This is a genomic window from Blautia wexlerae DSM 19850 (assembly GCF_025148125.1).
GTDB lineage: Bacteria > Bacillota > Clostridia > Lachnospirales > Lachnospiraceae > Blautia_A > Blautia_A wexlerae.
In genome coordinates this window covers 3172805-3196509 of sequence record NZ_CP102267.1, presented here as the reverse complement: position 1 = coordinate 3196509, position 23705 = coordinate 3172805, and the positions used below count along the sequence as shown (strand labels likewise).

Sequence of the window (23705 nt, the reverse complement as noted above, 5' to 3'; positions counted from 1 at the left end):
AAAAACATGATCGAAATCAGAGGAGATAAAAAAGTTCTTATTACACCAATCAGTGAAGAAGACCTGGCTGACATCAAAATCGGTGATATTGTATGGCTGGACGGAGAGCTGATGACCTGCCGTGATGTGGCACATCGCCGTCTGGTTGAGTATGGAAGAGAACTTCCATATGATATCAAGGACAAAGCAATTTTCCACGCTGGCCCAATCGTTCGTAAAATTGAGGGAACAGAAGATGACTATGAAATGGTTTCCGTTGGACCGACAACCTCCATGCGTATGGAGAAATTTGAGTATGAATTTACTAAGCTTACAGGTGTAAGAGTAATCGTTGGAAAAGGCGGAATGGGACCGAATACAGAGCGTGCATGCAAAGAATTTGGTGCGATCCACTGTGTATTCCCGGCTGGCTGTGCAGTAGTAGCTGCAACAGAGGTTGAGAAGATCGTAGAACATCACTGGGATGAGCTTGGAATGCCTGAGACCTTATGGTGCAACAAGGTAAAAGAATTTGGTCCGCTGATCGTATCTATCGATGCACAGGGGCGCAACCTGTTTGAAGAAAACAAGGTTATCTTCAATGAGAGAAAAGAAGCTGCTAAGCAGGCTATTTATCCGGAAGTTAAGTTTATTAAATAATGCATTTCAGTTTTACAAAAGTAAAAACCGTACGATTTCTTCTTTATTGTTTCAAAGATAAAAAAAGATAAACATCATCTAAGATGAAAAGAAAAGGTGGCTCACAGATTTCCTTCATACATGGTCTGTGGGCTGCTTTTTTCTGTATACGAAATTTAAATAAATAGTAACTTTAACCGAATCAAGTAAGTCCCCTGCGGAGGTTGCGAAAAGCAATAAGCAGTGGGTGGGGACTCGCATACAAATGATTATGCCACTGCTACATCTTTTTCCTACGCCTTGAAATAAAAAAAATTATCCTGCAAGATTGTTTCAGGAATTAACATGTCGACACATTAGAGCGTGTCTGAAAAATCATTCCCGCAATCTGCACGCCCCACTTTGCGATATATTTTGTCCGAATTCGGTTGTCGTAGCCCATGAATTTTGGCAAGTAAAGATTATCTGAAAACTGAAAAACAGGTATAAAAAATAAATATAGGGCTGTTGCAATGACGGAAAATAAGGTATGATATCTGCAGAAGCATGATACATGTTTCCATAACCCGGGTGAAGTAAATGAAAAAGGCAATAATCTGTTGAGATATCTTCACCGGATAGACACAAAATCATTTGGAGAAAGTTATATGAAAAAGTTTAGGTTAAATGTACAGAGACATATCTGCATTTTATTATGCCTTATTTTATATATTACTGTGCTTCCCCTTCCTGTATCAGCAGAGGAAGCAAAATCCAAAACAGTCAGAGTAGGCTGGTATGAGGGAACCTATAATACCACAGGACCAGACGGTCAGAGGAGAGGCTACAGCTACGAATACCAGCAGGCAGTAGCTGCGCATACCGGATGGAAATATGAATATGTGGAGGGAAGCTGGGCAGAACTGATGAGTATGCTGAAAAATGGACAGATCGATCTGCTGGGAGGCATTTCCTATACAGAGGAACGTTCCACTTCCATGCTTTTTTCAGAATTGCCTATGGGAGAGGATAAATATTACCTGTATGTGGATACTTCTAATACAGATATCTCCATTTCAGATCTGACTACATTAAATGGAAAAAGAATCGGTATGCTGCCGAATGCACTTCCTGCCGAAATGTTCCATGAGTGGGAGAAAAGTCATGGAGTGAACACGCAGCAGGTTGATATTACCGGTGTAGATGATGTTCGTCAGAAATTGAAAAATCATGAAATTGACGGATTTGTTTTAAATGAATCTCCACAGTGGGAAAGAGACGATATTTCTCCTGCTATTCTGATTGGTAGCTCCTATAATTATTTTGCAGTCAGCAAAAAACGCCCGGATTTGAAAGAAGAGCTGGATCAGGTAATGCAGAAGATAGAGAGGGAGAATCCTTTTTATACAGACGATCTTTATAAAAGGTATCTCTCCGCAAATTCCCTTGAAACTCTTACGGATGAGGAACAGAACTGGCTGGAACAGCATGGGGCGGTCCGGATTGGATATCTGAAAAATGATGTGGGTATCAGCCTTGTGGATACGGAGTCAGAGAAACCGGTAGGAATTATTAACGATTATATTAGTCTGGTATCCGGTTATCTGGGTGAACAAGCCATAGAATTTCAACTGACAGGTTTTGAATCCCAGGAGAAAGAGCTGCAGGCATTAAAGGATAACAGGATTGATATGATTTTTCATATGAACCAGAATCCATATGAAGCTGAGCAGAATGATATTGTATTGTCAAATACTGTTTTTGAAATTAATGTTGCAGTACTCACCGGTGTTAAGAAGTTTGATGAAAATAAAGAGAATACAGTAGCAGTGAGCAGGAATAACCTGCTGGGGAAGTGGTATATTTCTTTTAATTATCCATTCTGGAAAATAAAGGAATACGACTCATCTGCTGAGGCCGATAAAGCAGTTCAAAGTGGCGAGGCAGACTGCTTTGTTGTGAAGGCAGGACAGTCATTAAAGACACTGGAGGACAGCAAAATGCGCAGTATTTTTCTTACGAAATCCGGCGCTTCCTGCTTTGCGGTCACCAGGGAAAACACAACATTAATGAATATCCTGAACAAAACCATTCAGACTCTGCCTGCTTCCAGACTTTCCAGTCAGTTTTACGTATATGAAAACGCACCGGGCAAGGTTACTCTGGCAGAATACATAAAGGATAATCTGCGGGTAGTTTCCATTTGGTTTGTAAGTGTGGTCTTGATTATTGTATGGATTATAGTTTATCTGCTGATACAAGCGAGAAAAGCCAAGATTCAGGCAGAAAAGGCTAATGCCGCCAAATCAGATTTCCTTTTCAATATGTCTCACGATATCCGGACACCCATGAATGCCCTGCTGGGATACAGTGAGCTGATAAAAAGGGAACTGACTGATCCGAAACTTCTGGATTATCAGGAGAAGATGGAACAGTCCGGAAATCTGCTTCTGTCTATTATCAATAATGTGCTGGACATGGCCCGGATTGAAAGCGGTAAGGTGGAACTGGATGAAGATTATGTGAAGATCAGAGATATTTATCAGGGAATTTACAAAATTTTCCAGGCGGAAGCGGAGAAAAAAGGTATTCACCTTAAGATGGAATGCGATGTCAAGCATGAGCACGTAATCTGCGATGAGACGAAGAACAGGGAAATTTTCCTCAATCTGATCAGTAATGCGGTAAAATATACAGCTTCAGGGGGAAGAGTTACCATAAGGATCACAGAGCTTGACTGTGACAGGAAAGACTATGTGCGGATACGGACTCAGGTAATTGATACAGGTATCGGAATGAGCGAAGAATTCCTTCCATCTCTCTTTGAGGCTTTTGCCAGGGAACGAAATACAACAGACGGAAAGATTGCGGGAACAGGTCTGGGAATGCCGATCATAAAGAAGTATATTGATATGATGTACGGAACTATTGAAGTAGAAAGTAAGCAGGGAGAAGGAAGTAAATTTACAGTTACCCTGGAATACAGGATTGCTGATAAGAGTTACTATGAACGGGCTACGGAAAAATTTTCAGATATGGATGAAACCAGGATCAGCGGAAAACATATTTTGCTTGCAGAGGATAATGATCTGAATGCGGAAATCGCAGAGTTTATCCTGGAGGATATGGGACTTATAGTTGAACGTGTTGAGGATGGAGTTCAATGTGTGTCAAGGATAGAACAGAAACCGGCAGGTACCTATGACCTGATCCTTATGGATATCCAGATGCCGAACATGGACGGCTACAGGGCAACTGAGATGATCCGCGGACTGTCAGATAAAGACAAAGCCACTATTCCAATCATAGCCATGACAGCCAATGCCTTTGAGGAAGACAGAAAAAAGGCACTGGCAAAAGGAATGAACGGACATATTGCAAAACCTGTTGATGCAGAAAAAGTTGAGAAGACTATTTGTTCGGTTTTAGGCAGCCAGAGCGAACAGTAACGCGATACGTATTACTGTTCGCTCCGTTCGCAGTAACGTAGCCAAAATTCATTCCAGATAGCCTGCGGCAATGGAATTTTGGCTTGTATGTCTCGGGATTTTGGCATATTCATGCCAAAACACCTCGCGGAATAGTAGCGTGTGAACAGTAGCGACACGTTCTAAAGTGCAGAACAGGTATTCGCTTGTTCTGTACTTTTTTTATATAGGATGATATACTGAAAACATAACCATACTAAAACATATCTCAATTTTTGATAAGCGAAATTTGATTAAAACAGGAGAATATTATGGATCATTTTAAATTGCACTCCGAATACAAACCAACCGGTGACCAGCCTCAGGCAATCGAGAAACTGGTCGAAGGTTTTAAACAAGGCAACCAGTTCGAGACTTTACTGGGGGTCACAGGCTCCGGTAAGACCTTCACTATGGCGAACGTCATCGCCCAGCTTAATAAACCAACCCTCATCCTCGCCCACAACAAAACTCTCGCGGCGCAGCTTTACGGTGAGATGAAAGAATTCTTCCCTGAGAACGCAGTGGAATATTTTGTCTCCTATTATGACTACTATCAGCCGGAGGCTTATGTCCCGTCTTCAGACACCTATATTGCCAAAGACTCCTCCATCAATGACGAGATTGACAAACTCCGTCTCTCTGCCACAGCCGCAATGTCAGAGCGGAAAGACGTAGTGGTCATTTCCTCCGTTTCCTGTATCTACGGACTGGGTTCCCCTCAGGAATTCTTTGACATGATGATTTCCCTGCGTCCGGGAATGACCAAAGACAGGGATGAGGTAATCCGGGAGCTGATTGACATTCAGTACACCAGAAATGAGATGGACTTCCACCGAAGCACCTTCCGTGTCCGTGGAGATACCCTGGAAATTTTTCCTGCCAACAGCTCCGATACAGCCGTGAGAGTAGAATTTTTCGGAGATGAGATCGACCGTATTTCAGAAATTGATGTACTGACAGGAGAAATCAAATGCCAGCGTTCTCATATCAGCATCTTCCCTGCATCCCACTATGTAGTGCCAGCAGAACAGATTCAGAGAGCAGCTGTAGCAATAGAAGAAGAATTAAAAGAACGTGTAGAGTATTTCAAAAGCGAAGACAAGCTTCTGGAAGCCCAGCGAATCTCAGAACGCACCAATTTCGACATTGAAATGATGAAAGAAACCGGATTCTGTTCAGGAATCGAAAATTATTCCAGACATCTGTCAGGATTAAAGCCCGGACAGCCGCCATACACACTGCTGGACTATTTTGGAGATGACTTCTTACTTATTATAGACGAATCTCATATCACAGTACCTCAGGTAGGAGGAATGTACGCCGGTGACCAGAGCCGGAAGCAGACATTGGTGGACTATGGTTTCCGTCTTCCTTCGGCAAAGGACAACCGTCCTTTAAGCTTCGAAGAATTCGAATCCAAACTGGATCAGGTCATGTTTGTATCTGCCACTCCGGGACAATATGAGTATGATCATGAACTCCTCCGTGCAGAACAGATCATCCGTCCAACCGGACTTCTGGATCCGAAAGTAGAAGTCCGCCCCATTGAAGGCCAGATCGATGATCTGATCGGAGAAGTAAACAAAGAAGTGTCAAAGAAACACAAAATCCTGATTACCACTCTCACCAAACGAATGGCAGAAGACCTGACAGAATATATGAAAGAAGTAGGAATCAGAGTCCGTTACCTCCATTCCGATATCGATACCTTAGAGCGTGCCCGCATTATTCGTGATATGCGTCTGGATGTTTTTGATGTTCTGGTAGGAATCAACCTTCTTCGAGAAGGCCTGGACATCCCGGAGATCACCCTGGTAGCAATCCTGGATGCAGACAAAGAAGGCTTCCTCCGTTCCGAAACCTCTCTCATCCAGACCATCGGACGAGCTGCCCGAAACAGTGAAGGCCATGTAATCATGTACGCAGACAACATGACCGATTCCATGCACAAAGCCATCACCGAAACCAACCGCCGCCGAACCATCCAGGAAGCCTATAACAAAGAACACGGAATCACTCCGACTACTATCAAAAAAGCAGTCCGCGACCTCATTGCCGTATCCAAAGCAGTAGCCGAAACCGAAGTCCGACTCCAGAAAGACCCAGAGTCCATGACCCGCAAAGAACTCACCAAACTCATCGCCCAGGTAGAAAAACAAATGCGCGCCGCAGCCGCAGACCTCAACTTTGAACAGGCCGCCGAACTCCGCGATAAAATGATCGACCTGAAAAAGAATCTGGATATTTTAGATAAATAGTGCTATACTGAGTCTTTTTCATCTGTGTAATCGAATTTGAAGACAAGCAAGTGATATAGTTATTCTATAGCAATTCTCTAAAATAATGTATCTTAATCCAGTCCATCAGAGTGTGAAATCCTGCGTCAGATATCTTCCTTGTCTTTCGCACTTTGCTGAACTGTCTTAAATGCATTATTTACAAGGATTGCTATAGAAGAGGCGATTCGCCTCCCAGGCGAGAGCCCCGCCTGTATAATCGTCCTGAACAGCCAGCGGGGAGAAATTATTGATATTGTGTGCATTTGCAGGATGCTTAGAGATACTTAGTCTGCAGAAATCTGCGTTATGAGCCGGCTGCATCACCTGTCTGAGCGGAGTCTGAGACGGAGCGAGTTTGACAAGCCGGCTCATGCCTTTAGCAGATTTCTGCAGACTTAGTATCTCTTAGCGTCCGAAACCGCACACAATATCAATAATTTCTCCCCGCGTCCCTTTTCTATAACATAATCTTAATAACCCCTATTGTTCATAAAATAACAAAAAATTCACAAAATAATATTGACAAACCAAATCAAGAGTGCTATCTTATGAGCATAAGGTGTTAGCACTCCTAAAACATGAGTGCTAACAAACCAAAACAAAGGCAGTAAAGGAGTGGAACTTCATGGATCAGGAATTAGATGATCGTAAAAAGAAAATACTAAAAGCCATCATCAAAACCTACATGGAAACAGGCGAACCGGTGGGTTCCCGGACCATTTCCAAGTTTGCAGATTTAAATGTAAGCTCTGCCACCATCCGGAATGAGATGTCAGACCTGACAGATATGGGATATATCGTACAGCCCCACACCTCAGCCGGAAGAATTCCTTCTGATAAAGGTTATCGCCTCTACGTAGACGAGCTGATGAAAGAAAAGGAATCAGAGGTTCAGGAAATCAAGGATCTCATGATAGAGAAAACTGACAAACTGGATAAAATGTTGAAGCAGGTAGCAAAGGTACTGGCCTCCAATACCAACTATGCAACAATGATCTCTGTTCCACAGTACAGCGGAAGCAAGATTAAATTCATCCAGCTTTCCCGTGTGACACCCCTTCAGCTTGTGGCAGTAGTAGTGAGTGATAACAATGTCATCCGAAACCAGATCATCAATCTGGATGAGGAGATGGACGATCAGACAATCCTGAAATTAAATCTTCTTCTTAACACCAACTTAAATGGGGTGCCCATTCAGGATATCAATCTGGGAATGATTGCCCGCCTGAAAGAACAGGCAGGTGTACATGGCTCTGTGGTTGGCACAGTCCTTGATGCAGTGGCAGACACCATCCAGGTAGACGAAGACGATATGCAGATATATACTTCAGGAGCAACCAACATTTTCAAGTATCCGGAGCTTGCAGACACAAGCAAAGCGAGCGAGCTGATTTCAGCATTTGAAGAGAAGCAGGATCTGGTAGACCTGGTGAAAGAGAGAATGTCTGATACAGAGAACACAGGAATTCAGGTGTACATTGGTGATGAGATGCCGGTGCAGACCATGAAAGACTGCAGTGTAGTCACAGCCACTTACGAACTTGGAAAAGGAATGCATGGTACCATCGGTATCATCGGTCCCAAGCGTATGGATTATGCAAACGTAGTTGACAGCCTGAAGGCTTTGAAAGTCCAGCTGGACGAACTGATTAAGAAAGAGAGTTAGAAAGGCGGTAATAGAGAGTGTCAGAAGAAACAAAGAACACAGCTCAGGAAGAAGAGACAACAGATACTCCGGTAACAGAAGAAACTGTTGAGAATGAACCTGAAGTTGTAGAGAACGGCGAAGCAGAAACAGAGGAAATCCCGGTAGAGGACGGAGACGAGGAAGCTTCCCAGGATGACAAGAAAGACAGCAAATCAAAAACTTCTTTCTTCGGCAAGAAGAAAAAAGAAAAAGATAAATTTGAACAGCAGATTGAAGAACTTACAGACAGGCTGAAACGAAACATGGCTGAATTCGATAACTTCCGTAAGAGAACGGAGAAAGAGAAATCCAGCATGTATATCATCGGAGCCAAGGACATAGTTGAGAAAATGCTTCCGGTTGTGGATAACTTCGAGAGAGGTCTTGCACAGGCACCTGAAGGAGATTCTTTTGCAGATGGCATGAAGATGATCTATAAACAGCTGATCACCACATTAGATGAGCTGGGCGTGAAACCGATTGAAGCAGTGGGTAAGGAATTTGATCCGAACTTCCACAACGCAGTAATGCATGTGGAGGATGAAGAAGCTGGTGAGAATATTGTGGTAGAAGAATTCCAGAAGGGTTACACCTACAAGGATTTCGTAGTCCGCCACAGTATGGTAAAAGTAGCCAACTAATTTACATGAAAATATAGAATATATCAAATCTAGTTGAAAATAAACAGGAGGAACAAGATTATGGGAAAAATCATTGGTATTGACTTAGGTACAACAAACAGCTGTGTAGCCGTAATGGAAGGCGGACAGCCAACAGTTATCGCTAATACAGAAGGCGCAAGAACAACACCATCAGTTGTCGCTTTCACAAAAACAGGAGAACGTCTTGTAGGTGAACCTGCAAAACGTCAGGCAGTAACAAACGCAGAGAGAACAATCTCTTCCATTAAAAGAGAGATGGGTACTGACTATCGTGTAACAATCGACGACAAGAAATATTCCCCACAGGAAATTTCCGCTATGATTCTTCAGAAACTGAAAAAAGATGCAGAAGGATACCTTGGTGAGAAAGTTACAGAAGCAGTTATTACAGTTCCTGCATATTTCAATGATGCTCAGCGTCAGGCAACAAAAGATGCCGGTAAAATCGCAGGTCTTGATGTAAAACGTATCATCAACGAGCCAACAGCAGCAGCTCTTGCATATGGCCTTGACAATGAAAAAGAACAGAAGATCATGGTATACGATTTAGGTGGCGGTACATTCGATGTATCTGTAATCGAAATCGGTGACGGCGTTATCGAAGTACTTTCCACAGCAGGTAACAACCGTCTTGGTGGTGATGACTTCGACCAGAAAGTTACAGATTACATGCTTGCAGAGTTTAAGAAAGCAGAAGGCGTAGACTTAAGCAATGATAAGATGGCACTTCAGAGATTAAAAGAAGCTGCAGAGAAAGCAAAGAAAGAGCTTTCTTCCGCAACAACTACAAACATCAATCTGCCATTCATCACAGCTACAGCAGAAGGCCCGAAACACTTCGATATGAACCTTACAAGAGCTAAATTCGATGAATTAACACATGACTTAGTAGAAATGACAGCAGAACCGGTACGTCGTGCACTTTCAGATGCAGGTATCACAGCATCTGAACTTGGCCAGGTACTTCTGGTTGGTGGATCTTCCCGTATCCCGGCTGTTCAGGATAAAGTAAGACAGTTAACAGGCAAAGAGCCAAGCAAGAACCTGAACCCGGATGAGTGTGTAGCACTTGGTGCTTCTATCCAGGGTGGTAAACTTGCAGGTGATGCAGGTGCAGGTGATATCCTTCTTCTGGATGTTACTCCACTGTCACTGTCCATCGAGACAATGGGTGGTATTGCAACAAGACTGATTGAGAGAAATACTACAATTCCTACAAGAAAGAGCCAGATTTTCTCAACAGCAGCAGACAACCAGACAGCAGTAGATATCAACGTTGTACAGGGTGAGCGTCAGTTTGCAAAAGACAACAAATCCCTTGGTCAGTTCCGTCTGGACGGAATCCCGCCAGCACGTCGTGGCGTTCCGCAGATTGAAGTTACATTTGATATCGATGCAAACGGTATCGTAAATGTATCTGCTAAGGATCTTGGAACAGGTAAAGAACAGCACATCACAATCACAGCTGGTTCTAACATGTCTGATTCCGATATCGACAAGGCAGTAAAAGAAGCTGCTGAGTTTGAAGCACAGGATAAGAAACGTAAAGAAGCAATCGATACAAGAAACAATGCTGATTCCATGGTATTCCAGGTTGAGAATGCACTGAAAGAAGCCGGAGACAAGATCGATGCTAATGATAAAGCTGCTGTAGAAGCAGACCTGAACGCACTGAAAGATTTACTGTCTCAGACTGCAAATGCAGAAGAGATGACAGATTCTCAGGTAGCAGATATCAAAGCTGCTCAGGAGAAGATGATGGAAAGTGCTCAGAAGCTTTTCGCTAAAATGTATGAGCAGACACAGCAGGCAGGCGGCCAGGCAGGACCGGACATGAATATGGGCGGCGGTGCAGCAGGCAGCACAGATGCAGGAAACAACGATGATGTTGTAGATGCTGATTACAAAGAAGTATAATGTGACATTTCTGTAAAAGCAGAGATTTGCAACGGAAATATCAATAATAACTGTTCAGTGGGAGAGTCTCTCTCACTGAATAGTTGTGTTATAAATAAAACGGGTATAGGATTAAAATCATGGCTGATAAGAGAGATTATTATGAAGTCTTAGGCGTGGACAAAAGCGCCGATGACGCAACACTTAAAAAAGCATATCGTAAGCTGGCCAAGAAGTATCACCCGGATGTAAATCCAGGAGATAAAGAGGCTGAGGCGAAATTTAAAGAGGCAACAGAGGCTTACACCATCTTAAGCGATCCGGAGAAGAGAAAACAGTATGACCAGTTTGGCCATGCGGCTTTTGAAAACGGTGGAGGAGGTGCCGGCGGCGGCTTCGGAGGTTTTGATTTTAACGGTGCTGATATGGGTGATATCTTCGGCGATATTTTCGGCGATTTATTTGGCGGCGGCAGCAGAAGTAGACGTGCTAATAATGGTCCGATGAAGGGAGCTAATCTCCGCGCACGCGTAAATATTACTTTTGAAGAAGCTGTCTTTGGCTGTGAGAAGGAACTGGAGATCGTACTGAAAGACGAGTGCACCACCTGTCATGGAACAGGTGCGAAGCCGGGTACTTCACCGGTAACCTGTCCGAAATGTCATGGAGAAGGTCAGGTTGTTTATACACAGCAGTCCATGTTTGGAATGGTGCGTAATGTACAGACTTGTCCGGATTGTCATGGATCAGGTAAGATCATCAAGGATAAATGTACTTCCTGCCGCGGAACCGGATATACATCTTCAAGAAAGAAGATTCAGGTATCTGTACCTGCAGGTATTGACAATGGTCAGAGCATCCGCATCCGTGAGAAGGGTGAACCGGGTACAAACGGAGGTCCGAGAGGCGATCTGCTTGTAGAAGTAAATGTTGCACGTCATCCGATCTTCCAGAGACAGGATATGAATATCTTCTCTACTGCGCCTCTTACATACGCGCAGGCAGCACTGGGCGGTACTGTACGTATCAACACAGTGGATGGAGAGGTTGAATATGAAGTGAAACCCGGAACTCAGACAGACACAAGGATCCGTCTGAAAGGAAAAGGTGTACCGTCTCTGAGAAACAAGAATGTACGTGGCGATCATTATGTGACTTTTGTTGTGCAGGTTCCTACAAACCTCAACGAAGAAGCAAAAGAAGCACTGCGCAAATTCGATGAGGCGTGTGGTAACCGTCCGAAATCAAAAGATTCTGATGATTTTGAAAAACCGGAAAAGAAGAAAAAGAGTTTCATGGATAAATTAAAAGAGACTTTTGAGGATTAATTATAAAAGAAAATTAAAGAAAAGAGGTTTACCCTCTTTTCTTTTTTTGTATAGTCGTGTATATTGAAGAGTAACGGTAAAAATCAGATGAACAGACAGGAATAAAAGTTTCCTGAGAAATGGAGAGATATTTGACAAAAACAGAGAAGATCGCAGCTTTTAGGGAGAAGTATCTCCCTGTATGGGTAATTTTGCCGCTGATAAGCATTTTTGTATTAAACTGTCTTATTTACTGGGGAAGCGGAGTACTGACAGCAGACAGATATCATTTTGATTTTACCATGTCACTGGACAGGGCAGTGCCGTTAATACCACAGTTTATCTGGATTTATATTCTGGCATTTCCTTTTTGGGCAGTGAATTATATTCTGGCTGCACAGAGAGGAAAAGATGGATTTTATCGGTTTGTGGCAACTGATCTGACTGTTCATATTACATGTTTTATTATTTTTCTGGTTTTGCCAACTACCAATGTCAGACCTGAGCTTGCAGGAACTACATGGTCCCAGCAGATGCTTAAGTTTGTTTATCTCATGGATGGTGGAAACAGTCCGTCTAACTTATTTCCGTCAATCCATTGTTATGTAAGCTGGCTGAGCTGGCGCGGAGTCAGTAAATCAGAGAATATTCCAAAATGGTATCAGCATTTTTCACTGATATTTGCAATACTGATCATTATTTCTACCCAGGTGCTTAAACAGCATTATCTGGTGGATGCCATTGCCGGAGTTGCACTGGTAGAACTGGCGTGGAGATTTTACAGCAAAGGAAACCGCCACGAGATATTCAGACATTTTTTTGAAAAAATAAGTGAAGCATGCAGTCGGTGGGTAAATAAGAATTGACTGGATGTGGTGAGATGCTGCATTATGGGAATAGCTGCAGAGTAACAGAGAATGGGCCAGACATATTTTTGGATGATAATAGTTAATTATATAACATAAAGAAATGGAGACAATTACATGAAGTGGAACCGTTTTACAGTAAAAACGAAAACAGAAGCAGAAGATATCGTTATCAGCACACTTGCAGAAGTCGGCATTGAAGGCGTGGAAATTCAGGACAAACAGCCTCTGACTGAGGAAGACAAGGCTCAGATGTTTGTAGATATTATGCCGGAAGGACCTGCAGATGACGGCGTTGCCTATCTGAATTTTTATCTGGAAGAAGATGCAGACAAAGAAGCAATCCTGAAAGATGTTCGTGAAGCATTAGATGACCTGAAGAATTTTATGGACATCGGAGAAGCTACCATTGAAGAATCTCAGACAGAGGACAAGGACTGGATCAACAACTGGAAACAGTATTTCCACCAGTTCTATGTAGATGATATCCTTATCGTACCGTCATGGGAAGAAGTAAAAGCAGAGGATAAAGACAAGATGATCCTCCACATTGATCCGGGTACAGCCTTCGGTACAGGTATGCATGAGACTACTCAGCTTGTGATTCGCCAGTTAAAGAAATATGTAACACCGGATACAGAGATGCTTGACGTAGGAACCGGAAGCGGTATCCTTGGTATCGTTGCCCTGAAACTTGGTGCGAAACATGTACTGGGAACAGACCTTGATCCATGTGCAGTTCCTGCAGTTGCAGAGAATAAAGAAGCAAACCAGATCGTGGATGAAACTTTTGATATGGTGATCGGAAACATCATTGACGATAAAGCGATTCAGGATCAGGCAGGATATGAAAAATATGATATCGTAACAGCAAATATCCTTGCAGATGTTCTGATCCCTCTGACACCGGTAATTGTAAACCAGATGAAAAAAGGCGCTTACTACATTACTTCCGGTATTCTTGATGTGAAAGAAGAAGTTGTAGTGGAGGCAGTAAAAGCAGCAGGCCTGACGGTCGTAGAAGTGACACATCAGGGCGAGTGGGTTTCCGTAACAGCAAGAAAGGACTGATCCTATGCAGCGTTTTTTTGTGGAGCCTTATCAGATTGAGAAAGAGGCACACCGTATCCACATCAATGGGACGGATGTAAATCATATTAAAAACGTTCTCCGCATGAAATGTGGGGAGGATGTGTGGATCAGTGACGGAGGAGATAAAGAATACCGCTGCCAGATTGAAGAACTGGGAGAGGATGAGGTTCTGCTGCATATCCTCTATGCACAGGAGCCGGAATATGAGCTGCCAAATAAAATTTATCTTTTCCAGGGACTGCCGAAAGCAGACAAGATGGAACTGATCATCCAGAAAGCAGTAGAGTTGGGAGCTTTTTCTATAATCCCGGTAGAGACAAAGCGATGTGTGGTGAAACTGGATGTTAAGAAGGCAGCAAAGAAGGTGGTTCGCTGGCAGCAGATCGCAGAGAGTGCAGCAAAGCAGTCCAAGCGAATGCTGATCCCGGAAATCCATGAAGTAATGACCTACAAACAGGCACTGGAATTTGCGAAACAGTTAGATGTAAAACTGATCCCGTACGAACTTGCCAAAGGAATGAAAGAAACCAGAGAAATCCTCAGCGAGATTAAGCCTGGACAGTCTGTCGGTATCTTTATCGGACCGGAGGGTGGATTCGAGGAAGAAGAGGTAGCAAAGGCACTGGAAGCAGGTGCCCATGCGATTACACTTGGAAGACGAATCCTCAGAACTGAGACAGCAGGACTTGCGATTCTTTCAGTTCTGATGTTCCAGTTGGAAAATGAATAATAGAAACAAGAGAGAACAAAAATGGAAGCATATTTTGATAATTCAGCCACGACTCGCTGCTTTGAAGAAGTAAAGGACATCGTGGTAAAAACAATGATGGAAGATTTCGGAAATCCATCTGCCATGCACCAGAAAGGTGTAGACGCAGAAGGGTATGTCAAAGAATCTGCCAGAACGTTGGCACAGATACTGAAAGTAACAGAAAAAGAAATCCTGTTCACTTCCGGTGGAACAGAGTCAAACAACCTGGCTCTGATCGGTGGTGCGCTTGCCAACAAACGAAGCGGTAATCACATTATCACAACTGCAGTAGAGCATGCTGCAGTCAGCCAGCCGGTAGCTTTTCTGCAGGAACAGGGATTTGAAGTGACCATTCTTCCTGTAGACGGGCATGGAGTAGTAAAACTTGACGCATTGGAGAAAGCATTAAGGCCGGATACTATTCTCGTATCTACAATGATGGTAAATAATGAGACCGGTGCGGTTATGCCTGTAGAGAAAATCGGTGCAATAATCCAGGAGAAGTGTCCGAAGGCGCTGTATCATGTAGATGCGATCCAGGCATTCGGCAAATATCGTATTTATCCGAAGAAATGGAATATCCATCTTCTGTCTGTCAGCTCACATAAGATCCATGGACCAAAAGGAGTTGGATTCCTGTACATCAACAGCAAGGCAAAAGTGCAGCCTCTGATTCTCGGCGGCGGCCAGCAGAATGGCATGCGTTCCGGAACAGACAATGTACCGGGAATCGCAGGACTTGGTGTTGCAGCGAAGATGATGTACCAGAACTTTGACGAGAAAGTAGAGCATCTTTACCAGCTCAAAGAACGCATGGCAGAAGGACTTTCTAAGATTGACGATGTAGTAATCAACGGAATGCCTGTCAGAGAAGGCGCACCGCATATCTTAAGCGTCAGCTTTCTGGGAATCAGAAGCGAGGTATTGCTTCATACCTTAGAGGACAGAAACATTTACGTATCAGCAGGAAGCGCATGCTCCAGCCATAAGAGAAAACCAAGCGCAACACTTTCAGCAATGGGAATGAGCAATGCACAGATCGAGAACACTGTACGTATCAGCTTCTCAGAGGAGAATACATTCGAAGAAGTTGACTACTGCCTGGAAGTTCTGAATGAAGTACTGCCGATGCTGAAACGCTATGCACGCAGATAACAAATAATAGTTATAAGTGATATTTGGAATGGAACCTGAGATAAGCTCAGGAATATTTGAAAAGGTTGTTAATAGCATTTATATGAATTCTATTTGAAAATTACAGATATTAAATCCAGAAAAATATTAATTCTAATATTATATAAAACAATTTATTATAAGCAAAATAAGAGAAGGAGAAACAAATGATATTCCACGCATTTTTAATAAAATACGCAGAAATCGCCATCAAGGGCAAGAACAGATACATCTTCGAAGATGCCCTTGTAAAGCAGATGAACATCGCCCTTTCCAAAGTAGAAGGTGAGTTTGAAGTAAAGAAAGAACAGGGAAGAATCTATGTATTCTGCCCGGAACAGTATGATTATGATGAGACAGTAGAAGCTTTGCAGCACGTATTTGGTATTGTCGGAATCTGCCCTGTAGTGATCTGCGAGGATCAGGGATTCGAGCAGATGGCAAAGGACGTAGTTTCTTATATGAAAAACTGTCATCCAAACTACAGCGGAAGCTTTAAAGTATATACAAGAAGAGCAAAGAAATCCTATCCGATCACATCCATGGAAGTCAGCGCAGAACTGGGCGGCCGCATTCTGGATGAATTCCCGGATGCAAGTGTAGATGTACATGAACCGGATCTGACTCTCTCTGTGGAAATCAGAGACAAGATTTATGTATATTCCCAGACTATCAAGGGTGCAGGCGGAATGCCGATCGGCACAAACGGAAAAGCCATGCTTCTTCTTTCAGGCGGCATCGACAGCCCGGTAGCAGGATACATGATCGCAAAACGTGGCGTTAAAATTGACGCTGTATATTTCCACGCTCCGCCATACACCAGCGAGAGAGCAAAACAGAAAGTTGTAGATCTGGCAAAACAGGTAGCAAAATACAGTGGACCAATCCGCCTTCATGTAGTGAACTTCACAGATATCCAGCTCTATATTTACGACCAGTGTCCGCACGATGAGCTGACTATCATTATGCGTCGTTACATGATGCGTATTGCAGAGCATTTCGCAAAAGAAAGCAGATGTCTCGGTCTGATCACTGGAGAAAGCATCGGTCAGGTTGCCAGCCAGACCCTGCAGAGCCTTGCAGCAACAAACGAAGTCTGCACACTCCCTGTATACCGTCCGGTTATCGGATTCGACAAACAGGAAATCGTAGAAAGATCCTGGGAAATTGGAACCTATGAAACATCCATTCAGCCATTCGAAGACTGTTGTACTATTTTCGTGGCAAAACATCCGGTTACCAAACCAAACCTGAACGTGATCCACCGTTCTGAAACAAAACTGGAAGAAAAAATTGACGAACTCATGAAGACAGCGCTGGAGACTGTTGAGATTATTGAGATTGATTAATATCGATTACAAACATTCGGAATCTGCTGACGCTACTTCCTTATGTTTGAACTTGAAACTCTGGTATACAAAAAAAGAGGAACTGGTAAACAGTTCCTCAATGACTGCGAAAAAATTATTCTGTAACGTATTTGCCTACGATTGCCATAACGGTATCAAGAGCAGCGCCATCAGCGTGGACGTTTAAATCGATTGGTTTGGATAAATCAAGGCTGAAAATACCCATGATAGATTTTGCGTCGATTACATATCTTCCGGATACTAAATCGAAATCGCAGTCGAATTTGCTGATTTCATTAACGAACGCTTTCACTTTATCGATAGAGTTCAGTGAAATTTTAACTGTTTTCATTATGAGAACCTCCCTTAATAATAGTTATTTGCTGACCTGATTGTCTGTCAGCTTACAGTTTTCATCTTAACGGCAGAGACCATAAAAGTCAAGGTGAAAACGGATAAAATTTCCAGAAAGATTTAGTGAAAATGTAGAACAGTGCTAAAATATCAGACTGTTTTGTAGAAAATGAACAATAACTAAAGCGAAAACAAAATCTATTCTGTAAGCATATAAGTTTTCGAAATGTCAGCATGTATACAAAGTCCAGACTACAGAAAATGAGTATGCAGGTATAGAATTATAAAAACAGAAAAATCAATTAGGAGGAAAGAATGGGAAAAAAAGTTGCACTTCACAACTTAGGATGTAAAGTAAACGCCTATGAAGTAGAAGCCATGCAGCAGCTTCTGGAAGAAGCGGGCTACGAGATCGTACCTTTTGAACCGGGGGCTGATGTATATTTGATTAATACCTGTACAGTAACCAACATTGCAGACCGTAAATCCAGACAGATGCTGCACAAAGCAAAGAAAATGAACCCGGATGCTATCGTGATCGCAGCCGGATGTTATGTACAGACAGATGAAGGGAAACTGGATAAAGATGAGGCTGTAGACCTGATCCTTGGAAACAATCAGAAGGGAAATATTGTCCAGGTACTCGAGGAATATGAGCAACAGCACACCAAACAGAAACATGTGCTCAAGATCAACCAGACAAAAGAATATGAAGAACTGGCAATTGATCATACAGCAGAGCATGTACGCGCATATATCAAAGTTCAGGATGGCTGTAATCAATTCTGTACTTACTGTATCATTCCTTATGCAAGAGGTCGTGTCAGAAGCCGTAAGATCGCGCATGTAATGGATGAGGTTCATGCACTTGCAGCAAAAGGATATAAGGAAGTCGTTCTGACAGGAATTCATTTAAGCTCTTATGGTGTAGATTTCCCGGCAGAAGAGAAAGAAACACTGCTTTCCCTGATCCGGGCAGTACATGAGGTAGAAGGAATCGAACGAATCCGTCTGGGCTCCCTGGAACCGGGAATCATCACAGAAGAATTTGTGCAGAGCATTACCGCATTGCCGAAAATGTGTCCGCATTTCCATCTGTCCCTGCAGAGCGGATGTGATACCACACTGGAGCGAATGAATCGCAGATACAGAAGCGCAGAGTATGCAGAGAAATGCGGGCTTCTGAGAAAATATCTGGGAAATCCTGCACTTACCACAGATGTGATCGTTGGTTTTCCGATGGAAACAGAAGAAGATTTTCAGGATTCCTATGATTTCGTAGAGAGCATTCATTTTTATGAAACTCATATTTTCAAATATTCCCGCCGCCATGGAACAAAGGCTGCAGCCATGTCCGGACAGCTCACTGAAGCACAGAAAACGGTCAGAAGTGACAAGATGCTTGCTTTAAATGAACAGCATGCGAGAGAATATGAGAAATCCATGCTCGGCGGTGAACTGAAAGTACTTCTTGAGGAAGAAGTAGAGATTAACGGAGAGCAGTGGTATATCGGCCACAGTATGGAATATATTAAAACAGCAGTGAAAAAACAGGACAACTACAGTGTGAATGATATCATTACTGTAAAAGCTGAAGAATTCCTGGAAGAACATACATTAACAGGTGAGGTTCTGGGAGTAGAATAGTTACAGTTCACTTCATTCTCAGCGGAATAGTGGTGTGTGAACAGTAACAACAGTAACGAATAATCATCAATAAATTTGCGGTTGCACAATACGTGAAATTATATTAAAATATAGAAGAAAATATGTGTATTGTATACGAAATTTGCAATACATAGCAAAGCAGAATTACTAAGAAGGCTTTGCGACAATAAATCAGGTAAGGACGTGAATAAAATGGCAGAGAACAATCTGGGTAATACCCAATATTTCAGAACAAAACCAGACCAGGAACTTCAGGTAAAAGAAGTTCTGGATCTCGTTTACACAGCAATGGATGAGAAAGGATACAATCCGGTCAATCAGATCGTTGGATATATTATGTCCGGAGATCCTACTTATATTACCAGTCACAAGGGCGCAAGAAGCATGATCATGAAGGTAGAGCGCGACGAACTGGTAGAGGAACTTTTAAACGAGTATATTAAGAACAAATCCTGGGAACGCTGATATGAGGATTCTGGGATTAGATTATGGATCAAAAACAGTCGGTGTAGCCATTAGTGATCCGTTGGGGATCACCGCTCAGGGTGTAGAGACGATCTGGCGTAAACAGGAGAACCACCTGCGCCAGACACTTGCCCGTATTGAAGAACTTGTTTCGGAATATCACGTGGAGAAGATCGTGCTTGGATATCCGAAGAACATGAACAATACGATTGGAGAACGTGCCCAAAAATCACTGGAATTTAAAGAAATGCTGGAGACACGTACAGGTCTTGAAGTGATCATGTGGGACGAGCGTCTGACAACAGTAGAAGCCAATCGTACTTTAATGGAAGCCAGTGTGCGCAGAGAGAACCGCAAGCAGTATCTGGATCAGCTGGCTGCTGTTTTTATTTTGCAGGGATATCTGGATTCCCTGTCCTGTTAGGAGATTAATAAGATGGAGAAAATTAAATTTCAGCTTGAGGACGGAACAGAAGCGGAGTTTTATGTAGAGGAGCAGACTAGGATCGGAGGAGTTGCATATCTTCTGGTATCTGATTCTCAGGATGATGAGGCGACAGCCTATATTTTTAAAGACGTGTCAGAGGATGACAGTCAGGAAGCCTGCTATGAAATGGTCGAGGACGAGGATGAGATGCAGGCTGTTTTTAAAGTATTTGAACAAATGTTAGATGACGTAGACCTTGAAATGTAGCATGGAGGTGTAGTACTTGAGTAACGAAAATAACAACCAGTTTAATAATGAAGCGCGTGAAAATCATGACGGACAGTTCGGACATGGTCAGAAGAGGCCATACAACAGACCGAAGAATTATAAATATAAACCACAGCACAGAAACTCTTATGGAAGAAAACCAATGCAGGACCGCAAGGCTCCGGCAGATAAAGAGAAGAACGGAATACAGGTACCATTTAAGGCTGCGATAAAGAATTCTTCCCGCAGACCGAAGAAACCAACATCTAAATTAAAGATCATTCCTCTGGGTGGTCTGGAACAGATTGGAATGAATATCACAGCATTTGAATATGAAGACAGCATTGTTGTGGTAGACTGCGGTCTTGCTTTCCCGGAAGATGATATGCTCGGAATTGACCTTGTCATTCCGGATGTCACCTATTTAAAAGAGAATATTTCCAAAGTAAAAGGCTTTGTGATCACTCATGGACATGAGGACCATATCGGTGCGCTGCCGTATGTACTCAAAGATGTAAATGTCCCTGTTTATTCCACGAAGCTGACCATTGCTCTTATTGCAAATAAGCTGAAAGAGCATAATATGACCAATACTACCAAGTTAAAGGAAGTAAGGCATGGACAGGTCATTAATCTTGGTGATTTTTCAATTGAATTTATCAAGACAAACCATAGTATCCAGGATGCATCTGCACTTGCGATCTATTCTCCGGCAGGCATCGTAGTGCATACCGGCGACTTTAAAGTAGATTATACTCCTGTATTCGGAGATGCCATTGATCTGCAGCGTTTTGCAGAGATTGGAAGAAAGGGAGTACTGGCACTGATGTGTGACAGTACTAATGCAGAGAGAACCGGATTTACCATGTCTGAACGTTCTGTGGGACATGTGTTTGATAATCTTTTCAATGAATATAAGACAAACAGAATCATTATTGCCACTTTTGCATCCAATGTAGACCGCGTACAGCAGATCATTAACACAGCTTATCGTTTCGGACGCAAGGTTGCAGTAGAGGGCCGCAGTATGGTAAATGTTATCACAACTGCAGCAGAGCTTGGATACCTTCGCATTCCGGATCAGACTCTGATTGAGATCGATCAGGTTAAGAATTACCCGGATGAACAGGTAGTGCTGATCACAACAGGAAGCCAGGGTGAATCCATGGCAGCTCTTTCCCGTATGGCTGCAAACATCCATAAGAAAATAGTGATCAAACCGAATGATACTATTATTTTCAGTTCCAATCCGATTCCGGGAAATGAGAAAGCGGTATCCAAGGTTATCAATGAGCTTTCCATGAAGGGTGCGAAGGTTATTTTCCAGGATGTCCATGTTTCCGGACATGCCTGCCAGGAAGAAATCAAGCTGATCTATTCTCTGGTAAAACCGAAATATGCAATCCCTGTTCATGGTGAATACAGACATCTGACCGCACAGAAAAATGTAGTTGAGGAACTTGGAATCCCCAAAGAGAATATCTTTGTCCTTGCATCCGGAAATATTCTGGAGCTTGACAGCCAGAGTGCACAAGTAACAGGCACTGTACACACAGGAGCAATCCTGGTAGACGGACTTGGTGTAGGAGATGTAGGAAATATCGTTCTTCGTGACCGTCAGCATCTTGCAGAAGATGGAATTATGATCGTTGTGGTTACGTTGGAACGCCACAGCAATGTGATTCTTGCAGGACCGGACATTGTTTCCAGAGGCTTCGTATATGTGAGGGAATCTGAGGATCTGATGGATGGTGCAAGAGAAGTGGTAGAGAATGCACTGGATTCTTGTCTGGAACGTAATATTACGGACTGGGGCAAGATCAAGACAGTTGTGAAGGATGCGCTCAGTGAATTTTTATGGAAACGTACCAAGAGAAGTCCTATGATCCTGCCTATTATCATGGAGGCATAAAATGGAACCAAATACAATAGAGGAAAGTATTAAAGGGCTTCTGGAGGCTATAAAGGAGAGCCCTGAATATCTGGAATTTCAGAAGCAGAGTGATATCCTGAAAAAGAAGCCCGAACTGAAGGCACGTGTGGATACATTCAGGGCAGATAATTATAAAGTCCAGAATGAATGTGATTCCGATAATCTGTTTGAAGTTGTAGAGCAGATGGGAAAAGAATCCGCAGAGCTGCGCAGACACCCGGAAGTGAATGCGTATCTGGATGCGGAGCTTGCTTTGTGTAAAATGATGCAGAGAATCTGTATAAAACTGGGAGAAGGTATTGATATAGAGGTCCCGGGAATGTGAGCAGATAAACTGTAAAACAGTTATCCTGCTGTGAGCAGATAACTGAGCGGATGACTTTATCCGCCTGACATACAGAAAGGAAATAGCTTATGAGTGATACCAGAGAACGTGCAGGTGCAGCAGGTGTTGTTGTTGCAGGAACGTTTTTTAAGATCGTACTTTATATATGTGTGATAGTTTTACTTTTCTGGGTAGGAAAGGCTTCTTATCAGTTTGGACATGATGTCTTTAATCAGCAGGCCATGAGTCCCGGAGAAGGACAGGAAGTTACAGTGGTGATCAAGGAAGATACTTCCTTGTACAAGATTGCCAAAACTCTTCAAAAAAAAGGTCTGGTCAAGAGTGCAACGGTATTTTATGTTCAGGAGAGACTGTCCACTTATCATGGAAAGCTTCAGGCCGGAACGTATCTGTTAAGTACAGCATATACACCTAATCGTATCATGGGAATTCTGGCAGGTGATGATGAACAGGAAGGGGTAAGTGATTCGTGATAGTTGACGAGCGGATGCGTACCTATATTAATTCACTGGATATGGGAAATACACCGTTTCTTGAAGAATTGGAGCAGTATGCCATCAGGGAACGGGTGCCGATCATCCGGAGAGAAATGCAGAGCTTTATAAAAATGTTTCTGGCTGTAAACCGGCCGAAGCGTATTCTGGAGGTGGGGACAGCCATTGGCTTCTCCACACTTCTTATGTGTGAATATGGTCCTGAGGATCTTGAAATCGTAACGATCGAGAATTATGAGAAGAGAATTCCCATCGCAAAAGAGAATTTCAGGAGAGCCGGACGGGAAGCGCAGATTACTCTGCTTGAGGGAGACGCAGGACAGATATTAAAAGAACTGGAAGATTCGTTTGACATGATTTTTATGGATGCTGCAAAGGGACAGTATATCAACTGGCTTCCGGATGTGATGCGTCTTATGAAAAATGGCGGTGTTCTCATCTCTGACAATGTGCTTCAGGAGGGAGATATCATAGAATCCCATTATCTGGTAGAGCGCAGAAACAGAACCATATATAAGAGAATGCGTGAGTATCTGTATGAACTGAAACATAATCCATCCCTGATAACTTCGATCATTCCCCTGGGAGACGGAGTTACAGTCAGTGTGAAACAGGAGTGAAC

General features: G+C 42.9%; 23 protein-coding genes. 21 read left to right on the top strand and 2 right to left on the bottom strand.

Annotation, left to right across the window (positions count from 1 at the left end; genetic code table 11):
* Positions 1–6: 6 nt before the first annotated feature.
* The gene (gene ttdB, locus NQ550_RS14845; protein ID WP_008707382.1) at positions 7–639 is read left to right on the top strand and encodes a L(+)-tartrate dehydratase subunit beta; all 633 of its coding nucleotides are present in this window, start codon (positions 7–9) and stop codon (positions 637–639) included.
* Positions 640–958: 319 nt separating this feature from the next.
* Here ttdB and NQ550_RS22615 read toward each other — a convergent pair whose 3' ends face one another.
* Entirely contained in the window at positions 959–1027 is a 69-nt protein-coding gene (locus NQ550_RS22615; RefSeq protein ID WP_349048179.1) for a DUF6783 domain-containing protein, read from the bottom strand.
* On the opposite strand from NQ550_RS22615, the gene NQ550_RS22925 reads away from it, so the two are divergent.
* From NQ550_RS22925 to thiI, 12 genes are all read left to right on the top strand, one after another.
* Complete coding sequence (locus NQ550_RS22925; protein WP_306452313.1) at positions 1007–1087, top strand: DUF6783 domain-containing protein; 81 nt, start codon at positions 1007–1009, stop codon at positions 1085–1087. The genes NQ550_RS22615 and NQ550_RS22925 overlap by 21 nt on opposite strands.
* Before the next feature lie 178 nt (positions 1088–1265).
* Complete coding sequence (locus NQ550_RS14840; protein ID WP_025579207.1) at positions 1266–4046, top strand: transporter substrate-binding domain-containing protein; 2781 nt, start codon at positions 1266–1268, stop codon at positions 4044–4046.
* A 290-nt stretch (positions 4047–4336) separates the two neighbouring features.
* A complete protein-coding gene (uvrB, locus tag NQ550_RS14835) occupies positions 4337–6325 on the top strand; it encodes an excinuclease ABC subunit UvrB (RefSeq protein WP_025579205.1) in 1989 nt (662 codons plus the stop codon).
* Between the two features lie 646 nt (positions 6326–6971).
* The gene (gene hrcA / locus NQ550_RS14830; protein ID WP_008707388.1) at positions 6972–8012 is read left to right on the top strand and encodes a heat-inducible transcriptional repressor HrcA; all 1041 of its coding nucleotides are present in this window, start codon (positions 6972–6974) and stop codon (positions 8010–8012) included.
* 17 nt (positions 8013–8029) lie between these two features.
* Positions 8030–8674 carry a nucleotide exchange factor GrpE gene (gene grpE, locus NQ550_RS14825; protein WP_022381213.1) on the top strand — a complete coding sequence of 215 codons (645 nt, stop codon included), beginning with the start codon at positions 8030–8032 and terminating at the stop codon, positions 8672–8674.
* 60 nt (positions 8675–8734) lie between these two features.
* Positions 8735–10612, top strand: a complete 1878-nt coding sequence (dnaK, locus tag NQ550_RS14820) for a molecular chaperone DnaK (RefSeq protein ID WP_008707391.1) — start codon at positions 8735–8737, stop codon at positions 10610–10612.
* 119 nt (positions 10613–10731) lie between these two features.
* A complete protein-coding gene (gene dnaJ, locus NQ550_RS14815) occupies positions 10732–11919 on the top strand; it encodes a molecular chaperone DnaJ (RefSeq protein ID WP_022381214.1) in 1188 nt (395 codons plus the stop codon).
* A gap of 119 nt (positions 11920–12038) precedes the next feature.
* Entirely contained in the window at positions 12039–12764 is a 726-nt protein-coding gene (locus tag NQ550_RS14810; protein ID WP_044996509.1) for a phosphatase PAP2 family protein, read from the top strand.
* Positions 12765–12881: 117 nt separating this feature from the next.
* Entirely contained in the window at positions 12882–13835 is a 954-nt protein-coding gene (gene prmA, locus NQ550_RS14805) for a 50S ribosomal protein L11 methyltransferase (RefSeq protein ID WP_008707396.1), read from the top strand.
* Positions 13836–13839: 4 nt separating this feature from the next.
* Positions 13840–14586: a 16S rRNA (uracil(1498)-N(3))-methyltransferase gene (locus tag NQ550_RS14800; protein ID WP_025579202.1), complete on the top strand. Its 747-nt coding sequence runs from the start codon at positions 13840–13842 to the stop codon at positions 14584–14586.
* Positions 14587–14607: 21 nt separating this feature from the next.
* Positions 14608–15762, top strand: coding sequence for a cysteine desulfurase family protein (locus tag NQ550_RS14795; RefSeq protein WP_025579200.1), 1155 nt, complete (start codon positions 14608–14610; stop codon positions 15760–15762).
* A gap of 185 nt (positions 15763–15947) precedes the next feature.
* Entirely contained in the window at positions 15948–17129 is a 1182-nt protein-coding gene (gene thiI, locus NQ550_RS14790; protein WP_025579197.1) for a tRNA uracil 4-sulfurtransferase ThiI, read from the top strand.
* A 115-nt stretch (positions 17130–17244) separates the two neighbouring features.
* Here thiI and NQ550_RS14785 read toward each other — a convergent pair whose 3' ends face one another.
* Complete coding sequence (locus NQ550_RS14785) at positions 17245–17481, bottom strand: HPr family phosphocarrier protein (protein ID WP_022381218.1); 237 nt, start codon at positions 17479–17481, stop codon at positions 17245–17247.
* A gap of 317 nt (positions 17482–17798) precedes the next feature.
* Here NQ550_RS14785 and mtaB point away from each other — a divergent pair, with 317 nt between their 5' ends.
* The 8 genes from mtaB (at position 17799) to NQ550_RS14745 (ending at position 23703) form a co-directional block, all read left to right on the top strand.
* A complete protein-coding gene (mtaB, locus tag NQ550_RS14780; RefSeq protein WP_025579196.1) occupies positions 17799–19130 on the top strand; it encodes a tRNA (N(6)-L-threonylcarbamoyladenosine(37)-C(2))-methylthiotransferase MtaB in 1332 nt (443 codons plus the stop codon).
* A gap of 213 nt (positions 19131–19343) precedes the next feature.
* Positions 19344–19616, top strand: a complete 273-nt coding sequence (locus tag NQ550_RS14775) for an IreB family regulatory phosphoprotein (RefSeq protein ID WP_020994102.1) — start codon at positions 19344–19346, stop codon at positions 19614–19616.
* A gap of 1 nt (position 19617) precedes the next feature.
* Positions 19618–20040 carry a Holliday junction resolvase RuvX gene (ruvX, locus tag NQ550_RS14770; protein ID WP_025579194.1) on the top strand — a complete coding sequence of 141 codons (423 nt, stop codon included), beginning with the start codon at positions 19618–19620 and terminating at the stop codon, positions 20038–20040.
* A 12-nt stretch (positions 20041–20052) separates the two neighbouring features.
* On the top strand, positions 20053–20310 hold the full coding sequence (locus tag NQ550_RS14765; RefSeq protein ID WP_008707416.1) for a DUF1292 domain-containing protein: 258 nt from the start codon (positions 20053–20055) through the stop codon (positions 20308–20310).
* A gap of 163 nt (positions 20311–20473) precedes the next feature.
* Positions 20474–22222: a ribonuclease J gene (locus tag NQ550_RS14760; RefSeq protein WP_008707417.1), complete on the top strand. Its 1749-nt coding sequence runs from the start codon at positions 20474–20476 to the stop codon at positions 22220–22222.
* 1 nt (position 22223) lies between these two features.
* A complete protein-coding gene (locus tag NQ550_RS14755; protein WP_022381223.1) occupies positions 22224–22568 on the top strand; it encodes a YlbF/YmcA family competence regulator in 345 nt (114 codons plus the stop codon).
* Positions 22569–22657: 89 nt separating this feature from the next.
* Positions 22658–23062 (top strand): endolytic transglycosylase MltG, encoded by a 405-nt coding sequence (locus tag NQ550_RS14750; RefSeq protein WP_008707419.1) that lies wholly within the window; start codon positions 22658–22660, stop codon positions 23060–23062.
* The gene (locus NQ550_RS14745; protein WP_008707426.1) at positions 23059–23703 is read left to right on the top strand and encodes an O-methyltransferase; all 645 of its coding nucleotides are present in this window, start codon (positions 23059–23061) and stop codon (positions 23701–23703) included. Before NQ550_RS14750 ends, NQ550_RS14745 begins: the two co-directional genes overlap by 4 nt.
* Positions 23704–23705 lie beyond the last annotated feature (2 nt).